This is a genomic window from Pantoea sp. M_9, from assembly GCF_008631385.1.
Taxonomy (GTDB): Bacteria; Pseudomonadota; Gammaproteobacteria; order Enterobacterales; family Enterobacteriaceae; genus Pantoea; species Pantoea eucrina.
Window position 1 is genome coordinate 181,889 of sequence record NZ_VWUF01000003.1, and the last position, 12,899, is coordinate 194,787.

Sequence of the window (12,899 nt, forward strand, 5' to 3'; positions counted from 1 at the left end):
AGAGAAGAAAGTGCGTCTTAGCTCAAGTATGATTTTTGACCAGCAGGTGCGCGGGATCACCGACTCGCAATCCTCCTGGCTGAAGGTAGGCCAGCAGCTGGCAACCGGGCTGCGGGTCAGCAACCCCTCTGACGATCCTATCGCAGCTTCACGCGCGGTTGTGCTGTCACAGTCGCAGGTAAAAAGCAGCCAGTATGCCACGGCACGCAGTTTTGCTAATCAGAGCCTCTCGATGGAAGAGAATGCGCTCTCCAGCGTGATCAGTACCATCCAGGATGCGCAGACCACCATCGTAAATGCCTCCACCGGCACCCTGAGTGATGACGATCGTGGCTCCCTGGCCACGCAGCTGGAAGGGCTGCGCGCGCAGCTGCTGAACCAGGCGAACAGTCAGGATGGTAACGGGCGCTACATTTTTGCCGGCTATAAGACCGATATGCCGCCGTTCAGCGACAGCAGCACCGGCGTGACCTACGTGGGCGGGGATGAGCCGATTACGCAGAAAGTCGACGAAAGCCGCACCATGCAGGTGGGCAGCACCGGTAAGTCCGTGTTTATGGCGATTACCAGCAACGCAAAGCCAGAGCCTGATAACGGTACCAGCGAGACCAGCCTGTTCAGCATGCTCGACAGCGCGATTGCCGCGCTGAAAACGCCGCAGGATAACGCGGACGATGCCACAAAACAGGCGTTTCAGGCCGCAATGGATAAAACCAACCGCGGGCTGAGCAACTCACTTAATAACGTACTGACGGTACGTTCTGCTGTGGGGATCCAGATGGCTGAGGTGGGTGCGCTGAACCAGCAGGGTGACGATCGCAATACCATCATGACCACGCAGATGAGCGATCTGGTACAGGTTGATTACACCCAGGCGATCTCCAGCTACACCATGCAGCAGACGGCCCTGCAGGCGTCATATAAAACCTTTAGTGATATGTCAAAGATGTCGCTGTTCCAGCTTAATTCGTAACTGACCTGACGTTCAGCGTACTTAACCGGGTTCGCTTGTTTTTCCCATCGCCTTCGCGGGCGGTGGGTTTTTTTTGGCTGCGATTCAGGCCGCTTTCGGTAAACAGCAGGCAATAAAAAACCCCGGACCAGCCGGGGTTTTGTTTTTTTATCTGCGCAGGTTACACGCTGTCCGGACGGGTTGCCGGTGCGGTAGCCTGATGCGTCGCGCTGTGACCACCGGCAGAGCCGCGGCCTTCAAAGCTGAACGGCGGACGTACCCAGTCGCTGTGACGTGCCGGCTCCGGCTCCCAGGCGGGTGCTGGCGCGCGGGTCATTGGTGCCGTGGCGTGCAGCTTAAAGCGTGATTCTGGCTGCTCAACTGACACATCGCGTGCCGGAACCGGCGCATGAGGTTCAGTCACTGGCGCGGCAGGGGCTTCCGCTGCGACCGGCGCTGACAGCACCTTTTCAACCTGCGTTTCGACAGCAGGAGTCACATCCCCCGGTGCCTGTTCTGCAGCAGCAGCGGCTTCGGTTACCGCTGGCTGTACTGCGTCCTGCACAGCAGGCTGCGGCGCCTCTTCTGACACGGTCTCAGTCACGGTCGCAGGCTCGGCTTCCGCCGCCGTCTCCTGCGCCACCGCTTCATCGGCTGCAGAGATAACCGCAGGCTCATGATCAACCGGCGCGGCAACAGGGGTCAGGTCATCGGTGTTTACCACCGGCACTTCGGTGTGCGCCTGCGGTTCAGCCTGATGCACAACCTCTGACGTTTCAGGCTGCGGCACGCCCGCTGAGGCGGCTTCGGCAGCCACCGGCAGCGCGTCTGCTGAATCCTGATAACCATATTCGGTCATTTCGTTCAGCGGCGCCTGAGAGGTGAAATGCTCGTGCGTCTGCGTAACCGGATAGGAAACCCAGACTTTACCTGATGCCATCTCTGGCGAGGCGGCTGCAGCTTCAAGCGGCATCGGCGACTGCAGGGGATAGCGCTCATCGCGATAGCGACGGCGGCGCTGACCACTGACGCGCAGGTGACGCGGAGAGCGGCGTGAACGGCGTGGCATGTTCGCGCCTTCACGGTTCTCGTTATCATCCTGCTCATCACTCATTTCCGGCTGCTCAGCGGTGTTAACCGGCGGTGCAATCTCCGCTGCTGGCTCCGGCTGCGCTGCGGCTGGTGATGCTTCCACAACCTCGCCACTGCGGATGCGCTGAGTCAGCTGACGCGGCTTACGGCGTGGCATGACCTGAACGCGTTCTTCTTCCTGTACCGCTGCGTCAACTGCAGGGATCTCTTCGGTTGCAACGGACTCAACGGCTTTCTCTTCCTGCTGCTGAGCACGCTTCTCTTCCTGACGACGACGCTGACGCTCGGCACGCTGCTCGCGGCGCTGCTGCTGCTGTTCATCGCGCTGCTGCTGCTGCTCTTCAGTCAGAACCGGGCGCTCGGCACGCGGCTCGTTCTGACGCTTGTTGCGACGGTTCTCCTGGTTGTCACGCGGTTCACGGTTTTCACGTGGCTCACGGGCTTCACGCGGCTCGCGCGCTTCACGTGGCTCGCGTGCTTCACGCGGCTCACGGTTCAGAGCCTGCTCACCATTGCGCGGCGTGCGGTCGCGACGATTATTGTTGCGGCGGTTACGACGTTCACCACGCTGCTGCGTGCTGCTTTCATTTTCTGCCGGCTTACTTACCTGCTGAGGTTGTGCTTCCGTTGGAGCTGCTGCCGGCGTATCACCCGCAAACAGCTTTTTCAGACCGTTAAGCAGGCGACCCACCAGACCCGTACTGACGGTGGCAGGCGCAGCAGCAGAACGCGCTGTAGCCTGTGCGTTTGGCTCGCTCTTCGCGGCAGGTTTTTCGGCAGTAACTTCAACCGGTGCAGGCGGGGCGTCCGGCATGACAAAGGCAGCCAGCGCAGGCTGCTCCGGACGACGACGCTCGGCGTGCTCTTCTTCTGATGGCAGCGCCATTTCAGCTTCATGCAGCTTCGGCAGATGATAAGAGAGCGTTTGTGTCTCTTCACCTTTGCGCACGCGCAGTACGGAGTAGTGCGGCGTTTCCATTTGATCGTTAGGCACGATAATGGCGCGTACGCCACCCTGGCGCTTCTCAATCGCACTGACCGCTTCACGTTTTTCGTTCAGCAGATAGGAAGCAACCGGCACCGGCACGATGGCGTGTACTTCTTTGGTGTTATCTTTCAGCGCTTCTTCTTCAATCAGACGCAGAATAGAGAGTGACAGTGATTCGTTATCGCGGATGGTCCCCGTACCGCTACAGCGCGGGCAGACGTGATGGCTCGACTCACCCAGTGACGGGCTGAGACGCTGACGCGACATCTCCAGCAGACCAAAACGGGAGATATGGCTAATCTGAATGCGTGCACGATCCTGACGTACCGCTTCGCGCAGTCGGTTCTCCACGGCGCGCTGATGACGGACCGGCGTCATATCGATAAAGTCGATAACGATCAGGCCACCGAGGTCGCGCAGGCGCAGCTGGCGGGCAATCTCATCGGCTGCTTCAAGGTTAGTATTGAAAGCAGTCTCTTCGATATCGCCGCCGCGGGTTGCACGCGCGGAGTTAATGTCGATCGCGGTTAACGCTTCGGTGCTGTCGATAACAATTGAGCCGCCAGAAGGCAGACGGACTTCACGCTGGAAGGCGGACTCGATCTGCGACTCAATCTGGTAGTGGCTGAACAGCGGGATTTCGCCGGTGTAGAGTTTGATCTTACTGCTAAAATCAGGGCGGCCCAGCGCAGCAATATGCTGACGCGCCAGCTCCAGGACTTTAGGGTTATCAATAAGAATTTCACCAATGTCCTGACGCAGGTAGTCGCGGAAAGCGCGTACGATAACGTTGCTTTCCTGATGGATCAGGAAGGGTGCGGGACGGCTCTCTGCCGCTTTTTTGATCGCTTCCCAGTGCTTGAGACGGAAGCTCAGATCCCACTGCAGCGACTCAGCTGATTTCCCCACGCCTGCGGTGCGTACAATCAGGCCCATGCCTTCCGGCAATTCCAGCGCGGAAAGCGCCTCTTTCAGTTCCGTGCGGTCATCGCCTTCAATCCGGCGAGAGATGCCTCCGGCGCGCGGGTTGTTTGGCATCAGAACCAGGTAGCTGCCTGCGAGAGAGATAAAGGTAGTAAGTGCAGCGCCTTTATTGCCGCGCTCTTCTTTATCAATCTGGACAATCACTTCCTGGCCTTCACGCAGCACATCTTTGATGTTAGGACGGCCATGCGCGTTGTAGTTAGCTGGGAAGTATTCGCGGGAAATTTCTTTCAGAGGGAGGAAACCGTGACGCTCAGCGCCATAATCGACAAATGCCGCTTCAAGGCTGGGTTCAACGCGGGTGATTTTACCTTTGTAGATATTGGCTTTTTTCTGCTCGTGTCCGGGACTTTCGATATCCAGATCGTACAGACGCTGACCGTCAACAAGGGCAACGCGCAACTCCTCCTGCTGAGTTGCGTTAATTAACATTCTTTTCATCGTGACTTACTCGTTATTCTCACATGAGTGATAAAGCTGCGGGCATCGTTACCCTGGACGAGAATCAACCGATGGCCCCGTGTCTGCATGCACTGACGTCAACCTCACGGTTGTCGGCGGCTAAAGGGGCGCAAATCTTGTCGGTGGCCTGCTTTTCATAAGGAAAACCAGCGCCTGAAGGTGGAAATAATACAAAATTTTTGAAAATCCACACATCCCAGTCTGTTGTCCAGGCCGCAACCCGCAGCCCGCTAAGTGCCTGATAAAGCATCACGTCTTACGCCATTGCAGCGTGCTCGTTTTATCCGGCAAATTACCTTAATTTCGCTCTTTTTCTGCCCGAATCTTTCTGGCGCAGAAACAGCAGCATTATTCCACTGCTCACCCGCATATAGCAAGGCGACTTTTGTTGAGCTGTGAAGTTTGTACGCCCTTAACCTGTTCATTTGCGGGGCTAATCGGCAGTTTGCTGAAAAAGCCACCGTTTTGAGCGGTCAGACGCCTGAAACAAGAGAGAGTTAAGCACAGAAAAAGGGGTGGCGCTATCAGGGGACACTATTTAGAATCGCCGGCATGAAAACAGAGAATCCCGGCGTACATTTTGTCGCCATCACGGCTGAAAATGCCGGACAACGTATAGACAACTTTTTGCGCACCCAGCTTAAAGGGGTGCCAAAGAGCATGATTTACCGCATTCTGCGTAAAGGCGAAGTGCGGGTAAATAAAAAACGCGTCAAGCCTGAATATAAGCTTGAGGATGGCGACGAAGTGCGCGTACCGCCGGTGCGGGTTGCAGAGCGGGAAGAGCAGGCCGTATCGCCAAAGCTTGATAAAGTTGCGGCGTTAGCGGATGCCATTCTGTATGAAGACGATCATCTGCTGGTGCTGAATAAGCCGTCCGGTACGGCGGTGCACGGCGGCAGCGGCCTGAGCTTTGGTGTTATTGAAGGGCTGCGCGCGCTGCGTCCGGAGGCGCGTTTCCTGGAGCTGGTACACCGGCTGGATCGCGACACCTCAGGCGTATTACTGGTGGCTAAGAAGCGTTCGGCGCTGCGCTCATTGCATGAGCAGTTGCGTGAGAAGGGGATGCAGAAAGATTATCTGGCGCTGGTACGCGGCGACTGGCCTTCTCATCTGAAAGTGGTGCAGGCTCCGCTGCTGAAAAACATTCTGCAGAGCGGAGAGCGGGTAGTGCGCGTCAGCGCGGAAGGCAAACCTTCAGAAACCCGGTTCAAAGTGGAAGAGCGATTTGAGCTGGCGACGCTGGTTAAAGCCAGCCCGGTGACCGGACGCACGCATCAGATCCGCGTGCATACCCTGCATGGTGGCCATCCAATCGCCTTTGACGATCGCTATGGCGATCGCGAATTTGATCGTCAGCTGGCTGACACAGGGTTATCGCGCCTGTTTCTGCACGCGGCAGCGCTGACGTTTACGCATCCCGCCACCGGCGAGACATTACGCATGGAGGCGCCGCTGGATGCGGCACTCAGACACTGCCTGACCAGACTGCGGCAGAAGAAAAGCTGACGATACCGGCATCAGCCCAGCGGGTTGATGCCGGCCTTGATCAGTAGCTGGTTAAGAGCAATCAGCGGCAGCCCGATCAGCGTATTCGGATCGCGCCCCTCAAGCCTGTCGAACAGACAAATGCCTAATCCTTCGCTTTTAAAGCTGCCGGCGCACGCCAGCGGCTGCTCCAGCTCAACGTAGCGCGCGATCTCCTCCCGACTCAGCGTGCGGAAGTGCACCGTAAAGGGCTCACACAGCACAAACTGCTGCCGGCTGTCGGGCTGCAGCAGCGCCAGCCCGGTATAAAACACAATCGCTTTTCCGCTCGCCTGAGCCAGCTGGCGGCAGGCGTTTTCGCGGGTGTGCGGCTTGCCGGTGATAGCGCCCTCCAGCACGCACACCTGGTCGGAGCCGATAATCCAGCGATCCGGAAACTGCGCAGCCAGCGCCTGCGCTTTGGCCAGCGCCAGGCGCTGCACCAGTTCAGGCGCTGTTTCTTCGGGCTGCGGGGTCTCGTCGCAGTCAGGCGCAGCGGTCACAAACGGCACGCCAAGCTTGCTGAGAAGCGCCTGACGAAACGGGGAAGTTGAGGCTAAAACCAGTGGCATCATCATTTTTTTACAGAATAGATAGCGTAAACATGACGGGCATTTTAAACTATGCGCCGCACTGGATGCGAATAGCAGGTGAAAGATGCTGTAAAACGGCCTTTTTCTTTGACTCTAAGACGTTACAAAGTTAATATGCGCGCCCTATGCAAAAGGTAAAATTACCCCTGACGCTCGATCCGGTCCGCGCCGCGCAAAAACGCCTGGATTATCATGGTGTTTATGCACCTGAATTGGTGGCGCGCCTGGCCGAAACGGTCGTGAGTGTGGACAGTGATGTGGAATGTGCCATGTCGTTTGCGGTTGACAACCAGCGCCTCGCGGTTCTGCAAGGAACGGCGGATGTGCAGGTGACGTTAATGTGTCAACGCTGCAACCAGCCATTTCCGCAAGCTGTACACGTAAGCTATTGCTTTAGTCCGGTCTCTTCTGACGACCAGGCTGAGGCACTACCGGAAGCCTACGAGCCGGTTGATGTCAACGATTTTGGTGAGATCGACCTGCTGGCAGTGATAGAAGATGAGCTCATCCTCGCACTGCCGGTGGTTCCGGTGCATGATTCTGAACACTGTGAAGTGTCCGACGCGGACATGGTCTTTGGTAAGCTGCCTGAAGAGGCAGAAAAACCAAATCCATTTGCCGTATTAGCCAGTTTAAAGCGTAAGTAATAGGAGTAAGGTCCATGGCCGTACAACAGAATAAACCAACCCGTTCCAAGCGTGGCATGCGTCGTTCGCACGATGCTCTGACCACTGCCACTCTGTCAGTAGATAAAGTTTCTGGCGAAACTCATCTGCGTCACCATATCACTGCGGATGGTTACTACCGCGGTCGCAAGGTTATCACCAAGTAATTCTTTGCGGTTACGCAAGGCGATACCTTGACACGTTTGACCCTGGCAGTTGATGCCATGGGCGGGGATTTCGGTCCCTGCGTGACAGTGCCTGCAGCCTTGCAGGCACTGGCCTCTCATTCGCAGCTGGTTCTTCTTCTGGTCGGCGATCCCGACACAATCTCGTCATTTCTTGCCAAAGCGGATTCCTCACTTTTGAGGCGTGTGCAGGTTATTCCTGCCGAATCGGTTATTGCAAGTGATGCGAAGCCTTCACAGGCCATCCGTCAGAGCCGCGGCAGTTCTATGCGCGTGGCGCTGGAGCTGGTTGTGGCCGGTAAGGCGCAGGCCTGTATCAGTGCCGGTAATACCGGTGCGCTGATGGGGCTGGCTAAACTCCTGTTAAAACCGCTGGACGGCATTGCACGTCCGGCGCTGATGACCGTTCTGCCCCATCAGCAGCAGGGCAAAACGGTCATTCTTGATCTGGGGGCTAACGTCGATTCTGACAGCGATATGCTGGTGCAGTTTGCCATCATGGGCGCTGTCATGGCGGAAGAGGTGCTGGAGATCCGGCAACCGCGCGTTGCGCTGCTCAATATTGGTCAGGAAGAGACTAAAGGGCTTGAGTCGATTCGCGCCGCATCTGCGGTTCTGCGGGCAACCCCTCAGATCAACTATATTGGTTATCTTGAAGGTAACGACCTGCTGACCGGCAAAACAGACGTGCTGGTGTGCGATGGCTTTGCCGGTAATGTAACGCTGAAAACGATGGAAGGTGTAGTGCGGCTGTTTCTGTCGCTGCTGAAATCGTCAGGCGAAGGTAATAAAGGGACGTGGTGGCTGAAACTGCTGGGACGCTGGCTGAAAAAGCGTATGATCAGGCGTTTCGGTCATCTAAACCCCGACCAGTATAACGGCGCTTGTCTGTTAGGATTGCGCGGAACAGTGATCAAAAGCCACGGCGCGGCCAATATTCAGGCATTCGCTGTGGCGATAGAACAGGCAGAGCAGGCGGTGCGTAAGCAAGTTCCCGAAAGAATTGCCGCGCGCCTTGACGCTGTATTAGCCAGGAGTGACAAAGCGTAGATGTATACCAAAATTATCGGAACAGGCAGCTATCTGCCTGAGCAGATCCGCACCAATGCCGATCTGGAAAAAATGGTGGAAACCTCAGACGAGTGGATTGTCACCCGTACCGGCATTCGCGAGCGCCGTATTGCTGCACCGGATGAAACGGTTGCCAGCATGGGCTTTAACGCCGCACAGCGCGCGCTGGAAATGGCCGGCGTTGCCGCCAGCGACATTGGTCTGATTATCGTTGCCACCACCTCATCCAGCCACGCGTTTCCCAGCTCCGCATGTATGATTCAGCAGATGCTGGAGATCAACGACTGCGCCGCCTTCGATCTCGGTGCCGCCTGTGCCGGCTTTACTTATGCGCTGAGCGTTGCCGATCAATATATTAAAAACGGGGCGGTTAAGCATGCGCTGGTGATTGGTGCTGATGTGCTGGCGCGTACGCTTGATCCCAGCGATCGCGGGACAATTATTCTGTTTGGCGACGGTGCGGGCGCCGTGGTGCTGGGCCAGAGCAGCGAGCCGGGTATCCTCTCAACCCATCTGCATGCCGATGGCCGCTATGGCCAGCTGCTTACCCTGCCTTATCAGGATCGCGCGCGTCAGGATGAACCTGCCTATCTGACTATGGCGGGTAACGAAGTCTTTAAAGTGGCGGTAACCGAGCTGGCGCACATCGTTGATGAGACGCTGCAGGCAAATAATCTCGATCGCAGCGTGCTCGACTGGCTGGTGCCGCATCAGGCAAATCTGCGCATTATCAGCGCAACTGCCCGCAAACTCGGCATGGGCATGGACAAAGTTGTGGTTACGCTCGATCGTCATGGAAATACCTCTGCGGCTTCAGTGCCGAGCGCGCTGGATGAAGCGGTGCGTGACGGCCGCATCAAGCCGGGACAACTGATTTTGCTGGAAGCCTTTGGTGGTGGTTTTACCTGGGGTTCTGCGCTGGTACGCTTTTGATTGACAGGAAGGACAGATGACGCAATTAGCTTTTGTTTTCCCGGGACAGGGATCTCAGACCGTTGGCATGCTGGCTGAACTCGCTGCTGACAACCCTCAGGTTGAAGCAACGTTTCGCGAAGCGTCTGATGCGCTGGGCTACGATCTGTGGCAGCTGGTACAGCAGGGACCGGCTGAAGAGCTGAACAAAACCTGGCAGACGCAGCCCGCTTTGCTGGCAGCTTCAGTCGCTATCTATCGCGTCTGGCAGCAGAAACAGGGCGCACAGCCGGCGCTGCTGGCAGGCCACAGCCTGGGTGAGTACTCGGCGCTGGTTTGCGCAGGCGTACTGGCGTTTGCAGATGCCATCAAGCTGGTAGAGCTGCGCGGCAAGCTGATGCAGGAGGCGGTCCCGGAAGGGACGGGAGCTATGCAGGCAATTATCGGTCTTGATGATGAGGCGATCCGTAAAGCCTGTGAAGAGAGTGCGCAGGGTGAAGTGGTCTCGCCGGTGAATTTTAACTCGCTTGGCCAGGTGGTGATTGCCGGTAACAAAGACGCGGTTGAGCGTGCTGGCGCTGCCTGTAAAGCGGCCGGCGCGAAACGTGCGCTGCCACTGCCGGTCAGCGTGCCATCGCACTGTGCGCTGATGAAACCTGCTGCAGTCAAGCTTGCTGTTGCGCTTGAAGAGATCGCCTTTAATGCGCCAGATGTGCCGGTAGTGAATAACGTTGATGTCAAATGCGAAAACGATGCTGCGGCTATCCGCAACGCGCTGGTACGTCAGCTTTATAGTCCGGTACGCTGGACCGAATCAGTACAATTTATTGCAGAACAGGGTGTGACTCAGCTGCTGGAGATGGGGCCAGGCAAAGTCCTGACCGGTCTGACTAAGCGGATTGCTGATAACCTGACGGCTACTGCCGTGAACGATCCTGCGTCGCTCTCTGCGGCACTCTCTCAGGAATAAGAGGAAAATCATGAATTTTGAAGGTAAAGTTGCGCTGGTAACGGGCGCAAGCCGCGGTATTGGCCGGGCCATTGCAGAGACACTGGCGGCGCGCGGCGCAAAAGTTATCGGCACAGCAACCAGCGAAAGCGGGGCTGAAGCCATCAGCGCCTATCTTGGCGACAACGGCAAAGGCCTGGCGCTGAACGTGACGGATGCAGCCTCTATCGACGACGTGCTGGCAAAAGTGCGCGCTGAATTTGGCGAAGTGGATATTTTAGTCAATAATGCAGGCATCACGCGTGACAATCTGCTGATGCGCATGAAAGATGATGAGTGGGATGATATTCTTAATACCAACCTGACATCAGTTTTCCGCCTCTCTAAGGCGGTCATGCGTGCCATGATGAAAAAACGTGTGGGCCGTATCATCACCATCGGTTCTGTAGTTGGAACCATGGGTAACGCGGGCCAGGCTAACTACGCTGCAGCAAAGGCGGGGTTAATTGGCTTTAGCAAATCACTGGCGCGTGAAGTCGCGTCACGTGGCATTACCGTAAACGTCGTGGCTCCGGGCTTTATTGAGACGGACATGACGCGTGCACTGAATGAAGATCAGCGCTCGGGCATTCTGGCAGAAGTGCCTGCAGGCCGTTTAGGCGACCCGCAGGAAATTGCCAATGCTGTTGCATTCTTAGCCTCTGACGAAGCAGCCTACATCACAGGTGAAACGCTGCACGTCAATGGCGGCATGTACATGGTCTGATAATCACGAAATCATTTGCATTATTTGCGGTAAACACCGCAGAATAGCGCAAAATCGTGGTTCGACCAGCCGGGATTTTGTTGCATCTTTTTCACCATTTTATACACTACGAAAACCATCGCGAAAGCGAGTTTTGATAGGAAATTAAATAGTATGAGCGATATCGAACAACGCGTTAAGAAAATCGTAGCTGAGCAGCTGGGCGTTAAAGAAGACGAAGTGGTTAACACTGCTTCTTTCGTTGAAGACCTGGGTGCAGATTCTCTTGACACCGTTGAGCTGGTAATGGCTCTGGAAGAAGAGTTTGATACTGAAATTCCAGACGAAGAAGCTGAGAAAATCACTACCGTTCAGGCAGCGATCGATTACGTCACTAGCCATCAAGGCTAATGAATATCTTCAGGCGGTCATATGACCGCCTGAGTTTTATGTTTGCCCCACATAGCGTTATTTTTCCCTCCCTGGAGGACGAACGTGTCTAAGCGTCGTGTAGTTGTGACCGGTCTTGGCATGTTGTCTCCTGTCGGCAATACCGTAGAGTCTACCTGGAGTGCTCTCCTTGCCGGTCAGAGCGGCATTACCCTGATCGACCATTTTGATGCCAGTGCTTATGCAACGCGTTTTGCGGGCCTGGTGAAAGATTTTAATTGTGATGAGTACATCTCGCGGAAAGATCAGCGCAAGATGGACGATTTCATCCAGTATGGTATCGCGGCTGGCATTCAGGCTATGGCGGACTCCGGTCTGGTCGTAACTGATGAGAATGCCGGACGTATCGGCGCGGCTATTGGTTCAGGTATTGGCGGACTGGGTCTGATTGAAGAGAACCACAGCTCGCTGGTTAAAGGCGGCCCGCGCAAAATCAGCCCGTTCTTTGTACCTTCCACCATTGTTAATATGGTCGCCGGTCATCTCACTATTATGTATGGCCTGAAAGGCCCGAGTATTTCGATTGCAACGGCCTGCACCTCAGGCGTACATAACATCGGCCACGCTGCACGTATCATCGCGTATGATGATGCTGATGTAATGCTGGCAGGTGGCGCGGAGAAAGCCAGTACGCCTCTGGGCGTCGGCGGCTTTGGCGCGGCGCGTGCGCTCTCAACACGAAACGACAATCCGCAGGCGGCCAGCCGTCCGTGGGATAAAGATCGTGACGGGTTTGTACTGGGTGACGGTGCCGGTATTGTGGTACTGGAAGAGTATGAGCACGCCAAAAAGCGCGGTGCGAAAATCTATGCTGAAATCGTTGGTTTTGGCATGAGCAGCGATGCTTACCACATGACGTCACCGCCGGAAGATGGCTCAGGCGCCGCTGCAGCGATGGTCAACGCGCTGCGTGATGCCCGACTCGACCCGGCTCAGATCGGCTATGTTAACGCGCACGGCACCTCTACGCCAGCCGGTGATAAAGCTGAAGCGCAGGCGGTGAAATCCGTATTTGGTGCGTCAGCGCACAGCGTTATGGTCAGCTCGACCAAATCGATGACGGGTCACCTGCTGGGTGCTGCCGGTGCCGTAGAAGCGATCTATTCGGTTCTGGCACTGCGCGACCAGGTTGTACCGCCAACCATCAATCTGGATAATCCGGATGAGGGTTGCGATCTTGACTTTGTGCCGCATACGGCGCGTCAGGTTAGCGGTCTGGAGTACACACTGTGTAACTCCTTTGGATTTGGCGGCACCAACGGCTCGCTGATCTTCCGCAAGGTATAATCGCTATTCTGCCGAACAGAGGCCCGCAATGCGGGCC

General features: G+C 56.2%; 13 protein-coding genes. 10 read left to right on the forward strand and 3 right to left on the reverse strand.

Annotation, left to right across the window (positions count from 1 at the left end; translation table 11 throughout):
• Positions 1 to 10: 10 nt before the first annotated feature.
• Entirely contained in the window at positions 11 to 973 is a 963-nt protein-coding gene (gene flgL, locus F3I15_RS07675; RefSeq protein ID WP_150017328.1) for a flagellar hook-associated protein FlgL, read from the forward strand.
• 160 nt (positions 974 to 1,133) lie between these two features.
• Here the strand turns inward: flgL and rne are convergent, their stop codons facing one another.
• Both rne and F3I15_RS07685 read right to left on the reverse strand, forming a co-directional pair.
• A complete protein-coding gene (gene rne / locus F3I15_RS07680) occupies positions 1,134 to 4,457 on the reverse strand; it encodes a ribonuclease E (protein ID WP_150017329.1) in 3,324 nt (1,107 codons plus the stop codon).
• Between the two features lie 64 nt (positions 4,458 to 4,521).
• The gene (locus F3I15_RS07685; protein WP_139074200.1) at positions 4,522 to 4,731 is read right to left on the reverse strand and encodes a hypothetical protein; all 210 of its coding nucleotides are present in this window, start codon (positions 4,729 to 4,731) and stop codon (positions 4,522 to 4,524) included.
• A 299-nt stretch (positions 4,732 to 5,030) separates the two neighbouring features.
• On the opposite strand from F3I15_RS07685, the gene rluC reads away from it, so the two are divergent.
• Positions 5,031 to 5,987 carry a 23S rRNA pseudouridine(955/2504/2580) synthase RluC gene (gene rluC / locus F3I15_RS07690; protein WP_150017330.1) on the forward strand — a complete coding sequence of 319 codons (957 nt, stop codon included), beginning with the start codon at positions 5,031 to 5,033 and terminating at the stop codon, positions 5,985 to 5,987.
• A gap of 11 nt (positions 5,988 to 5,998) precedes the next feature.
• Here rluC and F3I15_RS07695 read toward each other — a convergent pair whose 3' ends face one another.
• A complete protein-coding gene (locus F3I15_RS07695; RefSeq protein ID WP_150017331.1) occupies positions 5,999 to 6,583 on the reverse strand; it encodes a nucleoside triphosphate pyrophosphatase in 585 nt (194 codons plus the stop codon).
• Between the two features lie 140 nt (positions 6,584 to 6,723).
• Between F3I15_RS07695 and yceD the strand changes: the two genes are divergently transcribed.
• The 8 genes from yceD to fabF all read left to right on the forward strand — a co-directional run bounded on the left by yceD (position 6,724) and on the right by fabF (position 12,862).
• Positions 6,724 to 7,245, forward strand: a complete 522-nt coding sequence (gene yceD / locus F3I15_RS07700; protein ID WP_065649597.1) for a 23S rRNA accumulation protein YceD — start codon at positions 6,724 to 6,726, stop codon at positions 7,243 to 7,245.
• Positions 7,246 to 7,259: 14 nt separating this feature from the next.
• Positions 7,260 to 7,430, forward strand: a complete 171-nt coding sequence (gene rpmF, locus F3I15_RS07705) for a 50S ribosomal protein L32 (protein ID WP_017348070.1) — start codon at positions 7,260 to 7,262, stop codon at positions 7,428 to 7,430.
• Positions 7,431 to 7,457: 27 nt separating this feature from the next.
• Positions 7,458 to 8,498: a phosphate acyltransferase PlsX gene (gene plsX, locus F3I15_RS07710; protein WP_150017332.1), complete on the forward strand. Its 1,041-nt coding sequence runs from the start codon at positions 7,458 to 7,460 to the stop codon at positions 8,496 to 8,498.
• Entirely contained in the window at positions 8,499 to 9,452 is a 954-nt protein-coding gene (locus F3I15_RS07715; protein ID WP_150017333.1) for a beta-ketoacyl-ACP synthase III, read from the forward strand.
• Positions 9,453 to 9,468: 16 nt separating this feature from the next.
• A complete protein-coding gene (gene fabD, locus F3I15_RS07720; protein ID WP_150017334.1) occupies positions 9,469 to 10,401 on the forward strand; it encodes an ACP S-malonyltransferase in 933 nt (310 codons plus the stop codon).
• 10 nt (positions 10,402 to 10,411) lie between these two features.
• Positions 10,412 to 11,146: a 3-oxoacyl-ACP reductase FabG gene (fabG, locus tag F3I15_RS07725; protein ID WP_039383840.1), complete on the forward strand. Its 735-nt coding sequence runs from the start codon at positions 10,412 to 10,414 to the stop codon at positions 11,144 to 11,146.
• Between the two features lie 153 nt (positions 11,147 to 11,299).
• Positions 11,300 to 11,536 (forward strand): acyl carrier protein, encoded by a 237-nt coding sequence (gene acpP, locus F3I15_RS07730; protein ID WP_039383843.1) that lies wholly within the window; start codon positions 11,300 to 11,302, stop codon positions 11,534 to 11,536.
• An 84-nt stretch (positions 11,537 to 11,620) separates the two neighbouring features.
• Positions 11,621 to 12,862, forward strand: a complete 1,242-nt coding sequence (fabF, locus tag F3I15_RS07735) for a beta-ketoacyl-ACP synthase II (protein WP_039383844.1) — start codon at positions 11,621 to 11,623, stop codon at positions 12,860 to 12,862.
• The last annotated feature ends 37 nt before the right edge of the window (positions 12,863 to 12,899 follow it).

Coding starts and splice junctions, on each gene's coding strand:
- fabG (WP_039383840.1), top strand. CDS start 10,412: ATGAATTTTGAAGGTAAAGTTGCGCTGGTAACGGGCGCAAGCCGCGGT.
- rpmF (WP_017348070.1), top strand. CDS start 7,260: ATGGCCGTACAACAGAATAAACCAACCCGTTCCAAGCGTGGCATGCGT.
- F3I15_RS07695 (WP_150017331.1), bottom strand. CDS start 6,583: ATGATGATGCCACTGGTTTTAGCCTCAACTTCCCCGTTTCGTCAGGCG.
- F3I15_RS07715 (WP_150017333.1), top strand. CDS start 8,499: ATGTATACCAAAATTATCGGAACAGGCAGCTATCTGCCTGAGCAGATC.
- yceD (WP_065649597.1), top strand. CDS start 6,724: ATGCAAAAGGTAAAATTACCCCTGACGCTCGATCCGGTCCGCGCCGCG.
- fabD (WP_150017334.1), top strand. CDS start 9,469: ATGACGCAATTAGCTTTTGTTTTCCCGGGACAGGGATCTCAGACCGTT.
- rluC (WP_150017330.1), top strand. CDS start 5,031: ATGAAAACAGAGAATCCCGGCGTACATTTTGTCGCCATCACGGCTGAA.
- rne (WP_150017329.1), bottom strand. CDS start 4,457: ATGAAAAGAATGTTAATTAACGCAACTCAGCAGGAGGAGTTGCGCGTT.
- acpP (WP_039383843.1), top strand. CDS start 11,300: ATGAGCGATATCGAACAACGCGTTAAGAAAATCGTAGCTGAGCAGCTG.